The sequence below is a fragment of the Paenarthrobacter sp. NPDC056912 genome (assembly GCF_042786555.1).
In the GTDB taxonomy this organism is placed as follows: Bacteria; Actinomycetota; Actinomycetes; order Actinomycetales; family Micrococcaceae; genus Arthrobacter.
In genome coordinates, this window is record NZ_JBHUCD010000025.1 from 44,116 (window position 1) to 63,682 (window position 19,567).

General features: G+C 61.0%; 17 protein-coding genes. 6 read left to right on the top strand and 11 right to left on the bottom strand.

Features of this window, described 5'->3' with window-relative positions:
• Positions 1–24: 24 nt before the first annotated feature.
• Positions 25–3,585 (bottom strand): TM0106 family RecB-like putative nuclease, encoded by a 3,561-nt coding sequence (locus tag ACFRJ9_RS21295; protein WP_377672195.1) that lies wholly within the window; start codon positions 3,583–3,585, stop codon positions 25–27.
• Positions 3,586–3,691: 106 nt separating this feature from the next.
• On the opposite strand from ACFRJ9_RS21295, the gene ACFRJ9_RS21300 reads away from it, so the two are divergent.
• Positions 3,692–4,147, top strand: a complete 456-nt coding sequence (locus ACFRJ9_RS21300) for a nucleoside deaminase (RefSeq protein ID WP_377672198.1) — start codon at positions 3,692–3,694, stop codon at positions 4,145–4,147.
• Positions 4,148–4,236: 89 nt separating this feature from the next.
• Here the strand turns inward: ACFRJ9_RS21300 and ACFRJ9_RS21305 are convergent, their stop codons facing one another.
• On the bottom strand, positions 4,237–6,465 hold the full coding sequence (locus tag ACFRJ9_RS21305) for a hypothetical protein (protein ID WP_377672201.1): 2,229 nt from the start codon (positions 6,463–6,465) through the stop codon (positions 4,237–4,239).
• Positions 6,466–6,814: 349 nt separating this feature from the next.
• Between ACFRJ9_RS21305 and ACFRJ9_RS21310 the strand changes: the two genes are divergently transcribed.
• Positions 6,815–7,249: a CBS domain-containing protein gene (locus ACFRJ9_RS21310; protein ID WP_377672203.1), complete on the top strand. Its 435-nt coding sequence runs from the start codon at positions 6,815–6,817 to the stop codon at positions 7,247–7,249.
• Between the two features lie 66 nt (positions 7,250–7,315).
• Here ACFRJ9_RS21310 and ACFRJ9_RS21315 read toward each other — a convergent pair whose 3' ends face one another.
• On the bottom strand, positions 7,316–7,612 hold the full coding sequence (locus ACFRJ9_RS21315; protein WP_377672206.1) for a hypothetical protein: 297 nt from the start codon (positions 7,610–7,612) through the stop codon (positions 7,316–7,318).
• An 87-nt stretch (positions 7,613–7,699) separates the two neighbouring features.
• On the opposite strand from ACFRJ9_RS21315, the gene ACFRJ9_RS21320 reads away from it, so the two are divergent.
• A complete protein-coding gene (locus ACFRJ9_RS21320) occupies positions 7,700–10,057 on the top strand; it encodes a Tex family protein (protein ID WP_377672208.1) in 2,358 nt (785 codons plus the stop codon).
• A gap of 44 nt (positions 10,058–10,101) precedes the next feature.
• Here the strand turns inward: ACFRJ9_RS21320 and ACFRJ9_RS21325 are convergent, their stop codons facing one another.
• The 6 genes from ACFRJ9_RS21325 to ACFRJ9_RS21350 form a co-directional block, all read right to left on the bottom strand.
• On the bottom strand, positions 10,102–11,292 hold the full coding sequence (locus tag ACFRJ9_RS21325) for an MFS transporter (protein WP_377672210.1): 1,191 nt from the start codon (positions 11,290–11,292) through the stop codon (positions 10,102–10,104).
• A 196-nt stretch (positions 11,293–11,488) separates the two neighbouring features.
• Complete coding sequence (locus tag ACFRJ9_RS21330; protein ID WP_377672212.1) at positions 11,489–12,565, bottom strand: AAA family ATPase; 1,077 nt, start codon at positions 12,563–12,565, stop codon at positions 11,489–11,491.
• The gene (locus ACFRJ9_RS21335) at positions 12,555–13,652 is read right to left on the bottom strand and encodes a ThiF family adenylyltransferase (protein WP_377672214.1); all 1,098 of its coding nucleotides are present in this window, start codon (positions 13,650–13,652) and stop codon (positions 12,555–12,557) included. Before ACFRJ9_RS21335 ends, ACFRJ9_RS21330 begins: the two co-directional genes overlap by 11 nt.
• A 364-nt stretch (positions 13,653–14,016) precedes the next feature.
• Entirely contained in the window at positions 14,017–15,036 is a 1,020-nt protein-coding gene (locus tag ACFRJ9_RS21340) for an alpha/beta hydrolase (protein WP_377672217.1), read from the bottom strand.
• 22 nt (positions 15,037–15,058) lie between these two features.
• Positions 15,059–15,463 (bottom strand): DUF1622 domain-containing protein, encoded by a 405-nt coding sequence (locus ACFRJ9_RS21345; RefSeq protein WP_377672219.1) that lies wholly within the window; start codon positions 15,461–15,463, stop codon positions 15,059–15,061.
• A 25-nt stretch (positions 15,464–15,488) separates the two neighbouring features.
• Complete coding sequence (locus ACFRJ9_RS21350) at positions 15,489–16,394, bottom strand: MSMEG_6728 family protein (RefSeq protein WP_377672222.1); 906 nt, start codon at positions 16,392–16,394, stop codon at positions 15,489–15,491.
• Positions 16,395–16,476: 82 nt separating this feature from the next.
• Here ACFRJ9_RS21350 and ACFRJ9_RS21355 point away from each other — a divergent pair, with 82 nt between their 5' ends.
• From ACFRJ9_RS21355 to ACFRJ9_RS21365, 3 genes are all read left to right on the top strand, one after another.
• Entirely contained in the window at positions 16,477–17,508 is a 1,032-nt protein-coding gene (locus ACFRJ9_RS21355) for an adenosine deaminase (protein WP_377672224.1), read from the top strand.
• 144 nt (positions 17,509–17,652) lie between these two features.
• Positions 17,653–18,468, top strand: coding sequence for a glycosidase (locus ACFRJ9_RS21360; RefSeq protein ID WP_377672227.1), 816 nt, complete (start codon positions 17,653–17,655; stop codon positions 18,466–18,468).
• A gap of 89 nt (positions 18,469–18,557) precedes the next feature.
• Positions 18,558–18,842 carry an acylphosphatase gene (locus ACFRJ9_RS21365; protein ID WP_377672229.1) on the top strand — a complete coding sequence of 95 codons (285 nt, stop codon included), beginning with the start codon at positions 18,558–18,560 and terminating at the stop codon, positions 18,840–18,842.
• A 7-nt stretch (positions 18,843–18,849) separates the two neighbouring features.
• Here ACFRJ9_RS21365 and ACFRJ9_RS21370 read toward each other — a convergent pair whose 3' ends face one another.
• On the bottom strand, positions 18,850–19,242 hold the full coding sequence (locus tag ACFRJ9_RS21370; protein WP_377672232.1) for a type II toxin-antitoxin system VapC family toxin: 393 nt from the start codon (positions 19,240–19,242) through the stop codon (positions 18,850–18,852).
• Positions 19,239–19,505 carry a type II toxin-antitoxin system Phd/YefM family antitoxin gene (locus ACFRJ9_RS21375; protein WP_377672234.1) on the bottom strand — a complete coding sequence of 89 codons (267 nt, stop codon included), beginning with the start codon at positions 19,503–19,505 and terminating at the stop codon, positions 19,239–19,241. The genes ACFRJ9_RS21370 and ACFRJ9_RS21375 overlap by 4 nt, the downstream gene beginning before the upstream one ends.
• Between the last annotated feature and the right edge of the window lie 62 nt (positions 19,506–19,567).

The window sequence follows — 19,567 nt, forward strand, 5'->3', positions numbered from 1 at the left end:
CCGCGAGGTTAGCTCACCGCGAGGTTAGCTCACCGCGCGCTGGCAGAGCGCCACGAAACCACCCAGGTTTTCCAGGCCTTCCGGATGCGTCGGCAGGTAGTTGGTCAGCTCGGGCGAACGTACGACGACGGCACGCCACTGTCCGCGCGAGACCGCCACGTTGATGCGGTTGCGTGAGAGCAGGAACTCCATGCCGCGGGGGACTTCCCCTGCTGCGGAGGCGGCCATGGACGCGATGACCACAGGCGCTTCCTGGCCTTGGAACTTGTCCACGGTACCCACACGCACCCTGCCCAGTCCGGCTGTTCGAAGCTCGTGCTTGATCAGCTGGACCTGCGCGTTATAGGCGGCGACCACCAGGATGTCGGTCTCCTCCAAGGGCCGGGTTTCGGGGGACTGGGAGGGGTCCAGCCACGCCAAGCCAAGGTGGGCCTGGACCTGCCGGACCACTTCCGCAGCTTCCTCGGGCGAGTTGGTCGAGTTGCCCGCGTGCGGGACGTAGACGCAGGAAATCCCCGGACTGGCCCCCTGTAAATGACGTTCCTTGGCCGCTGGTGCTGCTTCCAGCCTGTTGTCGTAGGAGAGCTCCGAAACCGCGTCGCACAGCGCCGGATGCATGCGCCACGAGAAGGCTAGGAAGTAGCCAAGTTCTGAGGGCAGTGTGTGGTGGCCGTCAGACAACCAGCCCAGAGCCGATTCATCCACGGGCTCAGGGTGCGTTCCCTGGGTCACCTGCGGAAGCTGCTGCGGATCACCGAGGAGGAGAAGCCGTTTGGCGGCCCGGCTCACGGCCATGGTGTTGGCCAGCGAGAACTGCCCTGCTTCGTCGATGACCAGCAGGTCCAAGGATCCGGCCGGAACCGAGCTGCCCACCATCGTCCAGGCTGTTCCGCCGATGAGGGCGCCGCCGGGTTCGGACAACAGCTCTTCGACGTCGCCCTTTCCGCACTGTGCCCACGGCACGGGCTCGTTGTGTTTGACTTCCTTGGCCACCCGCTGCGGATCCACGCCGGCCTTCTCCACGGCGGCACACAGCATGTGCTCCACCACGGCATGGGACTGCGCCACGACGCCCACTTTCCAGCCGTCGGCCACCAGCCGGGCCAAAACGTGGGCCCCGACGTACGTTTTCCCACTGCCCGGGGGTCCTTGGACTGCAAGGTAGGAATGGTCGAGTTCCTTGACTGCCGCGGTGATGGCGTCCACGTACGCGTCCGGTCCCTGCGCCACCCGGGGAAGCTCTTCGAGTGTGCGAAGCCGCGGTGGCTTGCGGCGAACCAAATCCAATGCGGGATCCTTGGGCCATTCCGGCAAGGAGGCCCGGAGCTTCGTGGCCAGCGCCGCCAGCGCTGCCTTTTGGCCGTTGGTTGGGATCGGGCCGTCCGGGGTCAGCGCCATGGGAGTCTGGGCGAACTCCGTCGAGTCTTTGCGAAGCCCCTCGGCAATGGTGACGGACTCATAGTCCCCGTCTTCGCCGACCTCGATGACCTTGGTGTTGCTCCAGCCGGCGCGGCCAAGCACCGCGGATTCCTTCGCTTGCAATGCATCCGGCAGTGGGGACCCGTACATTCTGAAGTACGTCTTGCCTGGATCCAATCCCGCACCATCCCCGGACCGGCCGAGCAGCTTCACGATCCGGGCAGGGTTGCTGCGTGGTGTCGGTTTGGCCCAGTCCTGCAGCACCTCTGCGTGGTCTACGACGAAGATGTCCCGGGCATCGTCCCATTGCGACGTTGGCTTCTCCAGACGGTCAAAATGCCCCCACCAGTGTTGCTTGTCCTCGCGGCGGTGGTACCCGACGCCGGCCGCAACAATGCCTATCGCCCGCGAATCGCTAGACGAGCGTTCCTCCTCGGACAGCCCGCCCAGATACTCGAACAAGGCCGCTTCTTCGGGCGCGGCCTCGTACTTCTGTTGCGGCTCCTCGGACGGCGGGACGTCCTCAACCAAACCTCCCGGCACGATGGAGCGCTCAGCGGCGCGGGCCAACAGCCAGTTACGCAGCTCGAGCGTCGATAAGCAGTCGTATTCGTTGTAGTCCCTAATGCTTTCCAGGATGGCGGCTGCGTCCTCCGAACGATCCGTGTCCCTGGCCGTGCAGTAGTCCGCGTAGGCAACCACGGAAGCACCGGCGTCGGTGACATCACCGGAGCGCAGGTGCTGCCCCATGTAGAGGGGTTCGAGCTTCTTGAGGCTGTACGAATTTTCGGAGACCCGGATGCTGTGCCGGACGGCGTCGTAAAGGTCCACCAGGACGCCCTGGCGCAGGAGGTCGTCGACGGCGGATTCGCCCACCACGTGCGTGAGGGACAGGTTTCGCAGTGCCGTTTTTTCATATGCGGCGTAGTGGTAGATGTGCATGCCGGGGTACGTGGCACGCCGCTTGGCCACGTACTCCAGGAATTCCACGAACGCGCGGCCTTCTTCGGCCCGGGAGTGCGCCCAGAACGGCTTGAACACAGGTTCCGCGCCGGGTTCCACCGGGTTTTCGACCACGCCGAAGAGGTACTCGAGCCCCCACTTTCCTGTTGCCGGGTCCTGCCACAGCGGATCGCCTTCGAAGTCGAAGAAGATGTCGCCCGGGTCCGGTGCCGGGAGCCTCCCGAGGGTGTTCTCCGGCAAGATCTTGTAACTGACGGCTTTGGCCTCGCCAGCCTTGTTGGTGTAGTTCACTGTCCCGTCGGAAGAGCCTGTGCCCGTCTGCAATTGAGCTTGCTCTCGCAGCCGCTGGAGAGTGGGGTCGCCGCCGGCGGGCATGGCTGCGAGTTGGTCGATGGTGGTGATCTCGGCTTCGATCAGCTTCTTGCGCCGGCTGATACGCATGCCCGCCACCATCAGGAGGTCCCTGTGCAGCAGTACTTGTTCGGCGCAGTAGTCACAGCGGCCGCACGCCGAATAGCGGGGATCGCCCCACTCGACGGGACCGGCGGCGGCCACGTGCGCTGCGGTCATGCCAAGGAACCTGGCGCGTCGCTCTTTGAACACGGGGAGGATCTGCGCGAGCGGATGGTCGCTGTGGACCCGGTTTCCCAGTACCAGGGTGACGGTGGGGTCCGGGGTGATGCCGGCCTGGACCAGTTGATCCCCATAGGCCGCGAGCTGCAGGAGCGCTGTGACCTTGGCATGGCGGGCAAGCTTGGTGTCGAAGACGGCGTACCGGCCACCGGTCCGCTTCACCAGGAAGTCGGAGCGGCCGTGGAAGGTGCCGTCGAAAAAGGCCGCCTGAAACACGACATCGGCACCGGAACGCAAGGCGTCGATGGATTCCGCGTGCTTTGCCGAAAGGCTGGCGCGGTCCATCGCCGTGGCGGGGACGACGTCGTAAACGCCGTGGCCGGTAGCCGCATCCCAAGGCCCGAACTCAGCCACGAACTCATCCAGGACGCGGTGCTCGTGGACGTCACCCAACTGCGCGGTTCGCTGGAGCATGGCATCCGCGGCGAAGACGGGCTTGGCCGTACGGCCGAGCTTCTCGTCCAGCTTCCGGAGCAACTGGTACTCGCAGGTGGCGGCGATGACGAGGTCGCTGGCCGAGAACACCAGGTCTTGCGGGGCGCCCGCTGTCTCCGGATCGAGAAAGAACACCGACCCACCTACCCTTCAATGCCATGGTTGAACCGTTGAAGCCAAGCTACCAGCGGCCCCTGACAATTTAGCCGCGCATCAGTGGCACCCAACCTAGACTGCACCCATGACCGAAACATCGCGAACCACCACGGACCATGCCTTCGAAGCCGCCTACCAAGCCGCCCAAAAGAGCCTCAGCGAGGGCGGCATCCCCATCGGAGCCGCCCTGGCGCGTGGCGGGGAGGTCATCGCCAGCGGCCACAACGAGCGGGTCCAGCACGGAGACCCGATCGCGCACGGCGAGATGTCCGCGCTGCGGGCCGCCGGACGCCAGAAGAGCTACCGCGACACCACGCTGTACACCACCCTCGCGCCGTGTGCGATGTGCACGGGAACCATCATCCAGTTCAAGATTCCGCGCGTGGTGGTGGGAGAAGCCGAAACCTTCCCAGGCGAATTCGACCTCCTCCGCTCGCGAGGGGTTGAAGTCACGGTCCTGAACGACCCCCGCTGCGTGGAGATGATGCGAACGTTCCAGGAGGAACATCCGGAACTGTGGGCCGAGGACATCGCGGAGTAACCGCAGAGAGGAGCGACGGCGGCACCCAAGGGCGGGGTGCCGCCGTCGCCGGCTTCGGAGGAGCCACATGCCAATGAGCCATCCGACGGCTATTTGGCAGGCTTCCTCGGAGCCGACCGGCGGGAACGGGCCGCCGGAGTTGGTGGGATCAATTCCTTGACCCGGGCCAGCACTGTGGCGTTGGCACCGCGGGTACCCAGGTCCTTCGCGAGGGTTTCCACCTCTGTTTTCGCAGCCGCGGCGTCGTCGGCTTTCACATGGAGACCAGTGCGCAGTTCCACCAGGTTCCTGTACGCCAGGTTGTTCGCGGCCCCCGTCCCTTCCTGGTAGCTGGCCAGCCCCGGTGCGGTCAGTGAAAGTGCCCGCTCGGGGTCGGCGCTGTGGTGCTTGACCATCTTGTCTTCCTTGCGGCGGTAGAAGTCATCTCCCACAGATTGCGCGACGGCGGTGGCCGCCTTTACGCCCAAAGGCTCGCCGGTGAAACGCTCGGCTGCTTCGGTGAGGGCGTCCAATCCCTTGCTGAGGTATGGCGACATGGACCCCTCGAAGGCCAAGGTCAGGCCGACTTCCCGGGTGAAGAACTCGGGCGCGAACCTGTCCTCCTCCCGGGTGACGGGGTACCCGACGCGCAGCGGCAAGGTGTTGGAGGCCTGGATGATCCCGTCGGTGCTGTAGACGGCGCGAACCAGGTACTGTCCAGGTTCGTCGAAGGCGAAGCCGCCGGTTCCGTAGGCCAGTTGGATCAGTTGGCTGTAGCGGTCGCTGCCATCGCTGTGGGGGCCCACCGCGGGTGCCAGGGTGACCAGCTCCGGGATGCCATAGAAGCAGACCACGGATTCGTGCAGCACCACGGTCCCGTTCGGTTTCTGCACATACACCGTGGTGTTGCCGAACCTGGGATCGAGCCGCCCATCCACAGTCACCGGGGCGTCGCTGGTATTCCTCAGCCGGAACTCGACGGCCACCGGTTCCATGTAATCGAACTGGCTCTTGGCAGTGAGGCTAAGCTCCACGTCGCTTCCCGGACCGGACACCGTCATGGCCCCCGGAGGGGATTCCAGGTGACCGCCAGATGCCCACGGATCTCCGCCCATGATCACGGAGGCGCGGTCGCCGTGCCTCATGTGGAGGAGTTCGTCGTCGTCGAAACGGAAGCGGAAGTTGCCCCAGAAGGTGTTGGCGCCGTTGCGCTGATCGTACTTCCAGTCGTAATTCATCCAGGATAAGGAATCCGGCCGGGCCTTATCCCACGCGTGCAGGAAGTTGAAGGCGTGCCCGGCTTCGTGGACCCAGGTGTACAGGAAATGCCGCATGGCCCAGGCCTGGTCCTGGGTGGTGGGGTTGGATACGAGGTTGGTGAACCAGGAGTGGTTGCGGAAGACGGCAAAACCCTGGCGATCCGGTCCGCGGCCTGCGCCGCCAAAGCCTGCAGCGGCGTCGAACATGATGCCGCCCACGCCGGCGCTGTCGAACAGGCCGGCCTGCACGCCCCAGAGGTTCCAGGCGGGCCAGCCGGAGTTGAACTTGCCGAACGAGGTCTCCATGGCGTCGTGCAGTTCGCCCACGTTCCAGGACGCAAAGCCTACGGCGCTGTCATCAATGACGGTATGGACGGGATCCACAGTGACCGCGATCCCGGCATCCTTGTACGACGATTCGATGGTGATAGTCCGGTCGGCGAGGTCGGCGGGCCGGTTGTTGTGCGCATGGCTGTTGTACACCGGCACCTTCGGTTCGATATCTACGGATGTGCAGTAATCCAGTTCGAAGTTGACGTCCCGGAAGCAGTCCGACCGGTACGCACAGGAATAGGGCTGCCCGGCCACGCCCCCTGCTGTAAACGTGGCTACGGCACCGGTAATCGCTCCATGGGCCCACGTCACCATGATGTCCACCGTCGTGGCCGGATGCACTCCCTTCCAGAACCGGACTGTGCCTGAAATGTGGGCATCGGACCGGGTGGTCATGACCACCGGAGTATCCACGATCCAGGACTCCACGTACGTCTTCACGAGTTGGTTCACGCCTGCTACCTTGACGAACCGCGTGCTGTAGAAATCGCCGCTCACTTTGTTCAGCACCGGTGATTCCACGCCTTGGCGGGGATCGACGTCCAGCCGGAGATCCAGTGAGCTGCCGACAGGGCCGCTGCCAGCCTGGTTTCCTTCGTATCGGCCACTCAAAGCCGCGGACCGCCAGCAGCGCCACCAGTCTTCAGAAGGCCAGGAGAAGGAAGCCGTCTGCGGGGGAAACGGAATGGCGGTGGGGTTGTCGGGGACAGGGATGTAGTGGGAACTGGGGACGTTGGGGGTGTCCATGGGGGGATCTTTCTCGCTCTGCAAGCACTCAAATATGCGTTCGCCCTTGCCCTACGGCGGATAGGCGGCATGACGGTTCAGGGCGGGGGCGGTGCGAGTGATGAGTCCCAAAGAGGGTGAGAGGCCTATGCCCAGAAGCCGTGTGTAACCCAAAAAGAGGATACTCCAGCGAATGGATTATATCTAGGGAAACCAAGCGTTTTTCCTGCCATGGTTGCGGCGCCTGCTGCGTTTCCCGGGTACACCGGGATCGTCTGGTCAGGCGTACCCGCCAAGCGTAGGCTGGCATCATCGGCGTCGGTGCCGAAGGACCCCGCGTCGATACACCCCAATCGATGAAGGAGGACCCATGAGTGTCGTACGTGAATTCATGACCACTGATGCGCAGTGCATCGCCGAGGACAAAACGCTTCAGGAAGCCGCCATGCTCATGAGGGATCTGGACTGCGGTTCACTTCCCATCTGCGGGCACGACGGTAAGCTCACCGGATTCATCACGGACCGCGACATTGTGGTCAAGTGCCTGGCCGAAGGTAAGGACGCCCGCGAAGTCCTCGCCCGCGAACTCGCCACCGGCAAGCCCTACTGGATCGACGCCGATGCCAACGTTGACGAGGCCGTCACCTTGATGGAGGAGCGCCAAGTGCGCCGCCTGCCCGTCATCAGCGACCACAAACTGGTAGGCATCATCAGCCAGGGCGACATCGCACGCAACCACTACGCAGAGCAGCGTCTCGGTGAAATGGTGGAGCACATCTCCGCCAAGGAGCACCTGGCCCACTAGGGCGCACCCGGTCAGGGCGCATCCGAACCAGCAAATCCGGACAATGCCAGCCGCCGCGAAGCGCTCCTAGAGGAACGCTTCGCGGCCCGTTCCTTCACGCAACACGAGTTGGCCGTCTTCAATCGAGACGATCAAGCTCTTGGGCTTGCCCGCAAGCTTCTTCGTGGCGCTGAGTTTTCGGCTGCTGACTTCGACGCCCACGGTGGCGCCTTTAGCCGGCAGTTCCACTGTCAGTTCGTCGGCCATCCCCAACAGCATCTTGGTGGAAACATCCCGTTCGGACACGGCTTCCTTGCCGTTGACGGTCACGGTCACGTCATCGGAAACAAACCCGTCCTGAAGGATGATGAGCAGTTCCTGCATGGTCCAACTACAGCACTAACAGGCCCGGCGGGATAGGGCCTGCGGGTATCCGGACCTGAAAGTGTCAGCCAGTTGAGGCAAACTGTCATGGTGACTCAATCTCTTCAGCACCAGTCCGCAGACTCCGCCATCCACGCAATGATCGCCGCCGAACTCGGCGTCAAGGCCTGGCAGGTCAAGGCCGCGGTGGAACTGCTCGACGCCGGATCCACCGTCCCCTTCATCGCCCGCTACCGCAAGGAAGTCACCGGGACGCTCGATGACACCCAGTTGCGCGATCTTGAGGAGCGCCTCCGCTACCTGCGTGAGCTGGAAGAGCGGCGCAAGAGCGTCCTCGAGGCGATTGCCGCCCAAGGAAAGCTGACCCCGGAACTGGAAGCCGCCGTCGTCGGCGCCGATACCAAAGCCCGGCTGGAAGACATCTACCTGCCCTTCAAATCCAAGCGCCGCACCAAGGCTCAGATTGCCCGCGAAGCCGGCCTGGAACCCCTCGCTGATGTCCTGCTCGCCAACCCGCAACTGGACCCCGTGGCCGAAGCTGCCAAATACTTGAACTCCGAGCACTCGATCGACGATGCTCCGGCCGCGCTCGCAGGCGCACGCGCCATCCTGGTGGAGCGGGTGGGCCAGGACGCTGACCTCGCCGAGGATCTGCGCGAACGGCTCTGGAAGCAAGGCCGCATGGCCTCCCGCGTCAAGAAAGGCATGGAGGCCGAGGGCCAGAAGTTCAAGGACTACTTCGAGTTCACACAAGTGCCGTCCGGCATGCCGTCGCACCGTGTGCTCGCGCTGCTGCGCGGTGAGAAGGACGGCGTCCTGGAACTGGACCTCGCCGAGGCAGACCCCGCCGACGACGCCGCCCTGGCCGCCGCCCGGGGCCGCTACGAGAACGCCGTGGCCAAGTGCCTCGGGGTCTCCAACCAGGGCCGGCCCGCGGACGCGTGGCTGACGCAGACCGCCCAGCTCGCTTGGCGTGGACGCATCCTGGACCGCCTCACCACGGACCTCCGCGGACGCATGTTTGCCGACGCCGAAGACGAGGCCGTGCGCGTGTTCGCGGCCAACCTTCGGGATGTGTTGTTGGCTGCTCCGGCGGGAAACCGGTCCACACTGGGGCTCGATCCCGGTCTTCGCACCGGTGTGAAGGTGGCTGTGGTGGACGGCACCGGCAAGGTGGTCACTACGGACACCATTTACCCGCATGCACCGGCCAGGAAGTGGGACGAGGCCCTGGCCACGCTCGGCCGGCTCGCCAAGCAGTACAACGTGGAGCTCGTGGCGATCGGGAACGGTACGGCTTCCCGTGAGACGGACAAGCTGGCTACAGAACTCATCAAGTCCCTCGAGGCTGCCGGTTCCAAGGGCATCCAGAAGCTCGTTGTTTCCGAGGCCGGAGCTTCCGTGTACTCAGCCTCGGCATTGGCCGCCTCCGAACTCCCGGGCATGGATGTGTCCCTCCGCGGTGCTGTGTCCATTGCCCGCCGGCTGCAGGATCCCTTGGCCGAGCTGGTGAAGATCGAGCCGAAGTCCATCGGTGTGGGGCAGTACCAGCACGATGTCACGGCTGCCAAGCTCGATCGTTCCCTGGAAGCCGTAGTGGAAGACTGCGTGAACGCCGTGGGCGTGGACGTGAACACGGCTTCTCCTGCGCTGCTGAGCCGGGTGGCTGGCGTCGGGCCGCTGCTGAGCGAGAATATCGTGGCCTACCGGAACGAGAATGGCCCGTTCGCCAAGCGCAGCGACCTCAAGAAGGTTCCGCGCCTGGGGGCAAAGGCCTTCGAGCAATGCGCAGGCTTCCTGCGGATCACCGGGGGAGCCGAACCGTTGGATGCCTCCAGCGTGCACCCCGAGGCGTACTCCGTTGCCCGCAAGATCCTGGTCGCAGCAGGCGGCGGACCTGCAACGGCGTTGGATCCCCAGACGTTCGTTGACGGTACTTTCGGGCTGCCTACGGTCAAGGACATCATGTCCGAACTGGAAAAGCCCGGCCGCGATCCCCGTCCGGCGTTCAAGGCGGCGTCGTTCTCCGAGGGAATCGAGAAGATCTCCGACCTCAAGCCCGGAATGATCCTGGAAGGCACAGTGACCAACGTTGCCGCGTTCGGCGCCTTCGTCGACGTCGGAGTGCACCAGGACGGCCTGGTCCACGTGTCCGCGCTCTCCAACAAGTTCGTCTCGGATCCGCGGGAAATCGTGAAGTCCGGGCAAGTCGTCCGGGTCAAGGTCCTTGAGTCGGACCCCGAACGCAAGCGCATCTCCCTGACGTTGAGGCTCGACGACGAACCCGGCACTGCGCGAACCGGTGCTCCGCGCGAGGGCGATCGCCATGGAAACCAGGGCAAACAGGAGGGGAATCCTCGCCAAAACCAGCCCCGGCAGTCCCATGCCGCTCCCGCCAACACGGCGATGGCCGAGGCGCTGCGCCGGGCCGGACTCGGGAAGTAGGAGCGAACACTGGTGTTGGGAAGCTTCCGGCCGCCCACCGTTCGCTAAACAGCAACCTCAACTGGCTTTGGGGCAAACTTTCGCATTAGAGCGGCTGAGACAACCGAAAAGAGAACCAGAGATGCGCCCATGGTGACTTGGGCGGATACAAAACTCATTAGTAGCGAAGCCAAACCAAGTGAGAGAAGTCCGGCTACGGCGGTTACCGTGCCGCTCAAAGACCCAATGGTGGACATAACCCGTGATGGTATGGCTGATTGCAGCGTGGTGTGCAGGCTTCCCAGATAGATGAACAACGGAAGCGGAAGGATCAGCAGTGCTGCGGCTAGCACAGCAGCATCCTCAATTATTGCACTGACGATGCCAATAAGGAGAAGCAAGCCCAATGCCACATAGTTATGCCACTGATGACGATGAAAGCGACTGAAAATGTAGTTTGCAAGAACATTCACAACTTGAAAGGCAACAAAAAAGAGACCAAAGATGCTGGGATTGAATCGGGAGTCGAGGAGAATCATTTGCCAAAGGTGAAAGAACGGATTGACAGCAAACTCGGTGATAGCTAGGAGCAGTACTGCCAGTAGGATCCGTGAATCCTTCAGGGCGAACCGAAGACCGTCACTGAGTTCGGCCCGGAAATTACTTGCGTTATTCTCGCTAATCTCATCATTCTTCTCGGGTGAGGTGTCCCTCGGGAGGAAAGCAATGCCCAACACAATGCTTAGGACGAAGAAGAACGCCGAGATCAAATAGATTTTTTCACCAAATTGACCGTAGAGGAAAGTGCTGCAGAGGGCAGCCATTATGCTCGTGGCAAGCATTACATTCTGATCTGAAGAATAAAAGCGCTTCAGGGCCCGTTCGTCGCTTCTGAGCCGCTCGGCAAAATAGTAGTCCAGCGTCGAACTCTGGGCCGCCGCGGATGCCCCGTAAATGACCCAAGCAATACACATGACCCAAAAGCCAGCGCCCAGAAATACAACAGTGTATGACGAAAGCGTCAATGCTATGGAAAGAATATAGACCAGTGTTTTGGATGTTCTGTCAGCCAATATTCCGAAAGGAAACTCAAAGAGGAGGGTGGCAATGGTGAACGCAATCTGGACCAAGATGATCTCGGAAAAATCCAGGCCCTTCCCTACGAGCACAGGAGTCAATATGGCCTGGGGCAGTACACGCCCAAAGTTCTGGATAGCGTTGACGCTGAAGTAGCTGCGTATTTGTCTGGTCAGCATGCATGGGTCCTTGAAATTGAACAGGGTGGAGCCAACTCGGGCGTCAGCTCCACCCCATTTGAGCTACTACAAACTACTTTGCGAAGTTGGCAGTACGGCAGGCGGCTACCGTAGCCGGCTTCGTCTTGGTGATTGTCATCGAAGTCATTTCTCCTCCTTTCATAATTTGGTCGGTACCCCCGCGCTTGGCAGGGAATTATACAAACCTGTTTCGCAGGAAGCGATTCATGGAAGTAGACACCAAATCACCGGCCGCTAAGCGGGACGGACCAAGGGTGGTTTGGAAAGACTCTGCATATTCCAGGTAGTCGATGAGCTTCTCCGGGTAATTCCTGTCAGGAAGCATTGAGTCGAGATGAGTCACTATTTCGTCAAACGACCCCTCGACTTCATTGCCTAGTCTTGAGTTACTGAGAAAATTTTTGAAGATGGCATATTGCTGCGATCTGGTTAGGTCCTCCAGTCGAAGGAAGGCGAATCTCCTCGAAAAGGCAGCATCTTGTCTCAGACTGTGTACTTCCTCGGGGGTCGTCGCACCAATCATTCTGAAGTCCGTTCTGACCAAGTAAGGCTTGAGGATGTCAAGGAGATTTACTCCACCTTCAGCATTTCTCGTTGTTGCCAGTGTGTGGATTTCGTCGACAAACAAGATGAACTTCTCAGAAATCGAAGCTTCAATGATAGCGATGAGCTTGGATTCGAGCTCACCTCTGTACTTGGTGCCAGCAATGATGCGCGGAAGATCCAGGAGGAAAATGTCGACCTGGCAGATGTCCGAGACCGCAAACGACTCCACAAGGTGGGTCTTTCCGACTCCGGGTGGTGCGCAAAGGATCACGTTGTTGACGGTGCGCTTGTTCAGGATTATGGCCAGCTCATCCAGCTCATCGTGTCGATTCGTGTCAGATGATGACAGGTTGGCACCCAGAAAGAAGCCCAAGGACGAATAGCGCGAGGTTGTCGGGCCATTCCTTCGACGGGGCTCGTCTTGCACAGCAGGCGTCACGTTTTCGCTTCCTTGAACATTTGAATCCGGTGTCAAGGTTATGGCGCGTGACAAATCAGAGTCCGAAGCTCTGAGCACACGCACAAAGTCCGCTAGTGTTCTACTCTGATCAACCAGCATGTGTAACTTTGCTCTATCATTTACATTCTTATAGAACCCAAATGCGTCTAGACGCACTTGATACTCGGGATGTTGGCCAACGATCTCGAGGGCGCCGTAAATGTTTGGTGATGCGGCGAGCTGTTCAATCACGGGTTCAGTAGTCATGTCGGCTAACGTTCCATGAGGAGGTATTTAGCGTGATGGCTGTATTTAAGATTGACGGCTCCTGGTAGCCAGTAATGAACTTTACCGCTTCGATCACCCCCATCTTCGCCACCATGGCATTGTACGGGTCCATGATGTTTGGGCTAAATCTGTTATTTATGTGTTGCACGCTCGAGTTTTGATCGATCATGAAGGTTTTCGGAGCGCGTTCGGAATAGGAGGGGGTTACGCCGGGAACGCTCATTGGACCGATGGTCAACTCGCTGAATCCGTGTGGACCGAGATTGAATGAAGGAACCCCGCGCCTGTAACAGCTTTCGTCAACTAGGTAGTGAATCAGCCCGCGCGGAGTGTCGGCGGCAATGAAGAGCAGGTCAGGAAGCGAACCCGTTTCTGCAGCGATTTGATCCAAGATCGAGTCGACGTCCCCGTGCGTGTTCACCTGCCGATTCACGGCTGTTACGTTTGTACGCGGGTTGTGTTTTTGGATTTCCACCTTTGCCGCATCAACTTTCAGCTGTCCTATGCTATCTTCCGTATATAGAACCTGACGTGAAGTGTTGCTTAGTTCGATGCTGTCGAAATCAATGATGGATAAGGTACCCGTGCCCATCATGGCCATGCCCAAGGCGACATAGCTTCCTACTCCACCCACCCCCAAGACGGCAATGTGAGAATCCTCGAGTTTCCTCTGGAATTCGACGGCTTGCTGATCGTCGACTTCAGGAAGACTTCCAAAGTTTCTGATCTGTCGGTCCCATTTTGTGTAGGAATACTCATCAAGCTTGACTCGTTCGCTTCGAAGCTCTGAATAGACACTGCTTTTGATGATATTCTCATCGAAACAAAAACTGAGGATCTCTTGGACGTCGGCTGGATTCCGTCCCCTCTGTGAAAGCTTGGAGACGATGCTCTGGTAGCTGTTGGTGCCGTCCGCGAGATCGAGACATTCCAAGAAGTTCTGATAGTCGCCGGAAAGCGTAATCATGTCCTTGCCGTTGACCGCTACAACCAAGCCGTCGGATGTGACAGTCACATAAAGTGAGTCATTTGTTGTCACCTTGGATGTCGAATCAAGGACGGCCATGTTTATTTACCCCAATCGTTTTAGCTTCGAGAAGGGATGCTAGCACAGAAGTAGTTCAAAGGTCTGTCATAGGTCGCATTGAGATTGTCTATAGAACGATAGAACCTCTAATGTTCTTGTTGCTAGCATGCCTCGATGATAGCTGCAAGTCATATGAGTGGTTGTGAAAATAGGCCGCATTGCGGGGCGGAATAGCACATTTGCTTGTTAATTGCATGTCAACCGCCGCTTCAGAGGACTTTCATAAGCACCCTGCGGCACTAACCACGATATGTATGCCAGGAGGAGAAGCCTGAGTTATCTTCCAATTTTGGCGGGCGGACGGCGGATCTTGGGGATCGGGCTCTTGACAGAGTTGCGGATCCTACAAGCCAGCGGTCCGCGCTTCCCATTCCACTGCATCCGCCGGTTGCAGGGCCGTGGGAAGCCAGCGGCCGATGCGTTCGAACGCTTCCCTCCGAACCGGTTCGGGCGAGAGGAAGATGTCATGGAACGCATTCGGCAGCCGGCTCACCGTGACAGTGTCCGCCAATGAGAGTGAGCGGTGGGCCACGGCGTCAACGTTGAGGGCGACATCCGCGGTAAGTGCGTCGGCGGACCACTTCGGCTGCAGGTAGCTCTTGTCGGAGAGCAGGACCAACACGGGAACCTCAATGCCGAGGCCCGCGGCTACCGTTGCCTGGCCACGGAAGACGGCATCCAGGAAGGCCGGCGTGATGGGGAAGCCCCGGTCAGGCCGCCACTCAAGGTTGTACTCCCATTCGCCATCCAGTGCCGCGGACACGGCACGGGTGTAGATCCCTGGATCCACCGGCGGCAGCGGTGCCAGGGGATGGAGCTTTGCGTGGAGTCCAACCAGGGGTGCGATCGCACGTCGGCCAAGCTCCGTGGCTTGGAATTCCAGCCACGGGCTGTTGAGGATCAGGGCCGAAGCCATGCCGGGGTGACGATGAGCCCACAGGCTCAGCGTCAGGCCACCGGTCGAGTGGCCCAGCAGAATAAGGGGTCGATCCCGGCCAGGAACACCAGAGCGACCCATGGCCTCCAAGGCGGCTGCGATGTCGGCGTCGTAGTCGGACAGGTTGGTGACGAAGCCAGGGACAAGGCCAGGACCCAGGCTGCGGCCGTAATTGTGCAGGTCCAAGGCGTAGAAGCGTGCGCCCGCTCGGTGCCAGAATTCGGCGACATGGCGTTGGAAGAAGTAATCGGACCAGCCGTGTACATAGAGGACGTCCGCGTCGATACCCCTGCCTTCCGGCACGTCCAACCGTTGGGGGCCGGAGCCGAGGTACCGCACCAGGGTGGCGACAGCGTCGTCGTCGAGCGTCAATGTCTGTTGCTCAAAGCCTTCGCCAAGAATGTCCGGGGTCCACGGCTGCGTCATGGACTCGATCGTAGCCTCTCGCTCAGGTAGGAACGGAGGAGCCGTCAGCAACCGAGGTTCCGGCGTCGGGGTCCTTTTCCTTCTGCCACGGCCACCGGCCGGTGATTTCGAGTTCCAAGGAGAAGCTGAGGAATGTCCGGATGAGCACGATGATGGCCAGGACGCCGACGCTTTCGAACGTCGGCGTTACTGCGACGGTCCGGATGATGTCCGCTGCCACCAGCAGTTCAAGGCCCAGCAAAATGGACCGCCCCAGCAATTGCCTGTATGAACGGTACGGGGAGAACGGGGCGAGGCCGCTTGCGCGTTTGGGCTGGTACCCGCGCAGGGCAAGCGGGACGGAGACCACGGCCCCAATGACCATGACCGCGACGCCGGCAAAGTCCATGTACCGGCCGACTTCTTCGATGATGTGCTGGAAATCCATGGCCCCCCTCGTTCCGTGCTGGTGGTTACGGCGCGGGAACCGGGAAGAACACGCGCGGATCCTGCAGTAGCGCCGGGTAGTCGAAGTCCGAGCGCTTCACCACGTTGGTGACCTCGAAGTTCCGTGCGAACCGGCCGTCAACTGTGATGGGACGGCCCTGCACCAGGCCTACGGCGAAGATTTGGCCGTCGTCGAACGGCACCGCGATCTCGGTCTTGCCGGGCAGTGTGTTGAAAGCCTGCTCCTGGGCCTGGCGCTTCCGCGTGGGCTTCTTCTCGCGCTGCGTGACGGGGCGCTTCTTGGGGCCCTTCACCTGACGGCGTGATTTCTCCTCGGCGTAAACGAACTGGTATTCGTCCGACTCTGAAGGCGCGGCTTTGGCTTTGCCATGCGGCGGCATGCTGACCGTGGTGAGCTGCTCCGGGCGGAGTTCCTCCACGTTGGAGCGCAGGATCCAGAGGCTGTCGTCCTGGGGGTCTTCCGGGTGGAACTCGTGCTTGGGCTCCGGCCATACGTATTCCAGTTTTTCCTCGGTGCCGGGGAACAGCTGGCTGTAGTACTTGGGATCCTTGCCGATCAGTTTGGAACGGTGGCTCAGGTGCAGGTCCTCATAGCCCAGCCACGGCGGCATGACGATCTTGGAGGCGTAGTCCGGGTGGGCGGCTTGGGGCGCGAATTCTGCGATGTTGGCGCGGGTGTTGTCCGGGTGCCCGCGTTCCATCCATTCGTCGGCCATCGCCAGGCCGTACATGGTCAGCGCGGGGACGTGACCCATCCACATGCGGACGGCCGGGTGCTGCTGCCAACCGTACTCCGGGATCACCAACGCGCGGAGGACCTGGAGTGCTTCGACGCGCTGTTTGCCGAGCCTTGAGGTGTCGAGCGCCGCGGCACTCTCACGGAAATCGGCGAAGGGGAGGAAAGTCTGCATCTTTTCAGTTTGAGGGTGCCGGGCTTGAGAACCAAGTTGAGTGCTCCGGGACACGTGCGGCGATGAGGCCTACAGTTGTCGGGTGGAAACTTTTGGCGAGAAAACTACGACCACGGCGCCCCCGGTTGCCGAACTGCACCTGCACATCGAAGGGACTCTCCAGCCAGAGCTGATCTTTGCCCTGGCCGAACGCAACGGCATCGAACTGCCGTACCAAGACATCGAGGAACTGCGCGAAAAGTACCAGTTCACGGATCTGCAGTCCTTCCTTGACCTCTACTACGCCAACATGGCTGTGCTCCGGACCGAGCAGGATTTCACTGACATGACGCGTGCCTACCTGGAGCGGGCCTCCGCCGGGGGAGTGCGCCACGCGGAAATCATGATGGACCCCCAGGCACATGTGTCCCGGGGCGTGGCGCTGGAAACCTGCGTCAACGGTGTGGCCAAGGCCTTGACGACGTCGGAGGAGGACTTCGGCGTTTCAACGCTCCTCATCGCAGCCTTCCTCAGGGACATGTCCGAGGAATCCGCCCTGGAGGTCCTGGACCAACTCCTTGCCATGAAGGCTCCTATTGTGGGCATCGGGCTGGACTCCGCCGAGGTGGGCAATCCGCCGTCGAAATTTGAGCGCCTCTACCAGCGCGCCGGTGAGGCCGGGCTGCGGAGGATTGCCCACGCAGGTGAGGAAGGGCCGCCGCAGTACATCACCCAGGCGTTGGACCTCCTGCACGTTGAAAGGATCGATCACGGCATCCGGTGCATGGAAGATACGGACGTCGTCCAGCGATTGGTTGCCGAGCAGATACCGCTGACGGTCTGCCCGCTGTCCAACGTCCGCCTCCGTGCCGTGGACACCCTGGCCGACCATCCGCTGCCTGACATGCTGGCCATTGGTTTGAATGTCTGCGTGAACTCGGACGACCCCGCCTACTTTGGCGGCTATGTAGACGATAACTTCGAGCAACTGGTGAAGGTCCTGGAGTTCTCCGTACCTGAGCAGGCAACGTTGGCCGCCAATTCGATTCGATCTTCCTTTGCCAGTGAGGCTCGAAAAGCCCAACTCCTGGACGAGGTTACCGAGTGGGTCAAGGCCTCGATTCCGCACGCGTAACGCCGCCAGCCGAGACCCGTAAATCACTTGCGGCCCTTGGAATGTCACACTCGGTCACGACACACGGTGTTTACCATTTGCAGTCGCGGGATTTAACAATTCATTGGCAAACTGCAATGGAGTATCCACCATTGAAGGAGAAGCATGGGCGCGAACACCGCCGAAAACACCAACCTTCGTCTGAAGGCCGTCCTGGACATCCTCGCAGAGGGCGTGTGGTCCGGGGCAACGCTGAACGCTGGCGAGGTACTCGCCGAATCGATTGCACGGGTTCCTTTCACTGACCACGAGGCAGAACTTCTCAGCGGTGGCATTCCGCGCGGGCACAAGACCCTGACGTCCGCCTCGGCCAAGCTGGTCAAGGCCGGTTGGCTGGTCAAGGGCCGTTCAGGCTGGACAATCCCGGACGACGGCCTGCGCGCCACCGTCGCGTTCCCGGATGTTGCGGCTTTTGCCACAGCGCTCGACGCCGGAACTCCGGTTCCTGCCGACGTCGCCGTTCCGACCGCCCCGCCGGTGAAGGCCCAGGCCAAGAAGGCTGCAGCAACCAAGCGTGCGGCAGCTCCTAAGAAGGCTGCCCCCGCGAAGGCTGCCCCCGCGGTGAAGAAGGCCACCACCCGCAAGGCGCCGGCAAAGGCGGCGTCCGTCGTCGAAACCTTGCCGCAGCCGGACGCAGTGGCGATTGCCGGTGACTTCAACACGATCCTGGGTGCCGCCGAGGATTGGGCGCCACAGTATGACGAAGCCCAAATGCAGTTCAACCCCTTGGTCCAGGTGTGGACGCTGACGGCGGAACTGCCCGCCGGTGTGTACACCTACAAGATCGCCCTGAACCGTTCGTGGGAGGAAAACTACGGCGCTTTCGGCGTCCGTGACGGCGCGAACCACGAGCTGAACCACGACGGCGGTCCCGTCACCATCACGTACAGCCACGAGACCCGGGACATTGTGATCGGCTAGCTCTGCTGCCGAATCCCGCCCTTGTTCGACCCACGAGCCGTTGCACGGTGAGCGGGCCGAACGAGGGCGGCTTTGGTTAAAGTGGATTCATGACTGACGAGACCCTTCGCCTCACGGCCCGCATCCGCGGTGTGGTCCAAGGCGTGGGGTTCAGGTATTGGACGGCGCGCAAAGCCGACGAACTCCTGCTGAAGGGGACTGTTCGCAACCATCCCGATGGCTCCGTGGAACTGGTGGCCGAGGGGTCCGTGTCGGATGTAAGCCGCATGACAGATTGGCTCCACTCATCGCAGGCCCCTGGACGCGTTGAGAACGTTGAGTTCGAGCTCTCCGACGCAATCGGGGAGTTCCGTGACTTCCGAATCGTCGGATAGGGACCCGCTAGTCCCCGGGAGAGCTTGTGGTGAGCCCGGATTCAACGGCGGCGAGGAGCAGTTCATGATCGTAGGCGACCAGCCTGTCCGTCTGCAGTCTGATTGCTGTCGCCAGATGGATGGAGTCAGCACTCCGCAGACGTCGCGGCAGGACCGCGGCGTACATGAGGTCCGAGCGGGTCACGTCCACGAGATTGATTCCGGCCAGGACGGCATTGACCACATCGAAGGGCATGTTCCGACGGCGAGCAGCGCAGTGCAGTTCCGTGTAAAGGAGCATGGAAGCCACGAGGTGACCGCCCGATGCCGCGACTTCTGACAGATGCGAGGCGACGGCCTGGGATTCCCGTTCTTCAACTACCAGTTTCAGCACGGCCGAAGTGTCTACGTAGACGATCACCGATCGCCACGCAGCTCTGCCAGCATCTCACCCGTGCTCATATCGATGTTGATCCGAGGCAAAATTCTGAAGTCGACAGGAGTCGAAGACGCTGCCCGCACGCTGCCGGCCTGGAGCAAGCGCTCAAAGGGTGAAGACGAAGGAGGAATCAATGTTGCGGTGACTTCGCCATTGTTAGTGACGTCGATGACCTCGCCGTTTTTGACGCGCTCCAGAATCTTGCTGCTCTGGTTGCGCAGTTCACGGTGCGGGATTGTTGTCATTGGTGGCCTCCGTAGCAATCGTAGCACTTTGATCATTTCCAAAAATATATAGACTGGTCTAT

Excerpts from the sequence above, each read along its gene's own strand:
- ACFRJ9_RS21300 (WP_377672198.1), top strand. The coding sequence starts at position 3,692 with ATGACCGAAACATCGCGAACCACCACGGACCATGCCTTCGAAGCCGCC.
- ACFRJ9_RS21305 (WP_377672201.1), bottom strand. The coding sequence starts at position 6,465 with ATGGACACCCCCAACGTCCCCAGTTCCCACTACATCCCTGTCCCCGAC.
- ACFRJ9_RS21310 (WP_377672203.1), top strand. The coding sequence starts at position 6,815 with ATGAGTGTCGTACGTGAATTCATGACCACTGATGCGCAGTGCATCGCC.
- ACFRJ9_RS21315 (WP_377672206.1), bottom strand. The coding sequence starts at position 7,612 with ATGCAGGAACTGCTCATCATCCTTCAGGACGGGTTTGTTTCCGATGAC.
- ACFRJ9_RS21320 (WP_377672208.1), top strand. The coding sequence starts at position 7,700 with ATGGTGACTCAATCTCTTCAGCACCAGTCCGCAGACTCCGCCATCCAC.
- ACFRJ9_RS21325 (WP_377672210.1), bottom strand. The coding sequence starts at position 11,292 with ATGCTGACCAGACAAATACGCAGCTACTTCAGCGTCAACGCTATCCAG.
- ACFRJ9_RS21330 (WP_377672212.1), bottom strand. The coding sequence starts at position 12,565 with ATGACTACTGAACCCGTGATTGAACAGCTCGCCGCATCACCAAACATT.
- ACFRJ9_RS21335 (WP_377672214.1), bottom strand. The coding sequence starts at position 13,652 with ATGGCCGTCCTTGATTCGACATCCAAGGTGACAACAAATGACTCACTT.
- ACFRJ9_RS21340 (WP_377672217.1), bottom strand. The coding sequence starts at position 15,036 with ATGACGCAGCCGTGGACCCCGGACATTCTTGGCGAAGGCTTTGAGCAA.
- ACFRJ9_RS21345 (WP_377672219.1), bottom strand. The coding sequence starts at position 15,463 with ATGGATTTCCAGCACATCATCGAAGAAGTCGGCCGGTACATGGACTTT.
- ACFRJ9_RS21350 (WP_377672222.1), bottom strand. The coding sequence starts at position 16,394 with ATGCAGACTTTCCTCCCCTTCGCCGATTTCCGTGAGAGTGCCGCGGCG.
- ACFRJ9_RS21360 (WP_377672227.1), top strand. The coding sequence starts at position 17,653 with ATGGGCGCGAACACCGCCGAAAACACCAACCTTCGTCTGAAGGCCGTC.
- ACFRJ9_RS21365 (WP_377672229.1), top strand. The coding sequence starts at position 18,558 with ATGACTGACGAGACCCTTCGCCTCACGGCCCGCATCCGCGGTGTGGTC.
- ACFRJ9_RS21375 (WP_377672234.1), bottom strand. The coding sequence starts at position 19,505 with ATGACAACAATCCCGCACCGTGAACTGCGCAACCAGAGCAGCAAGATT.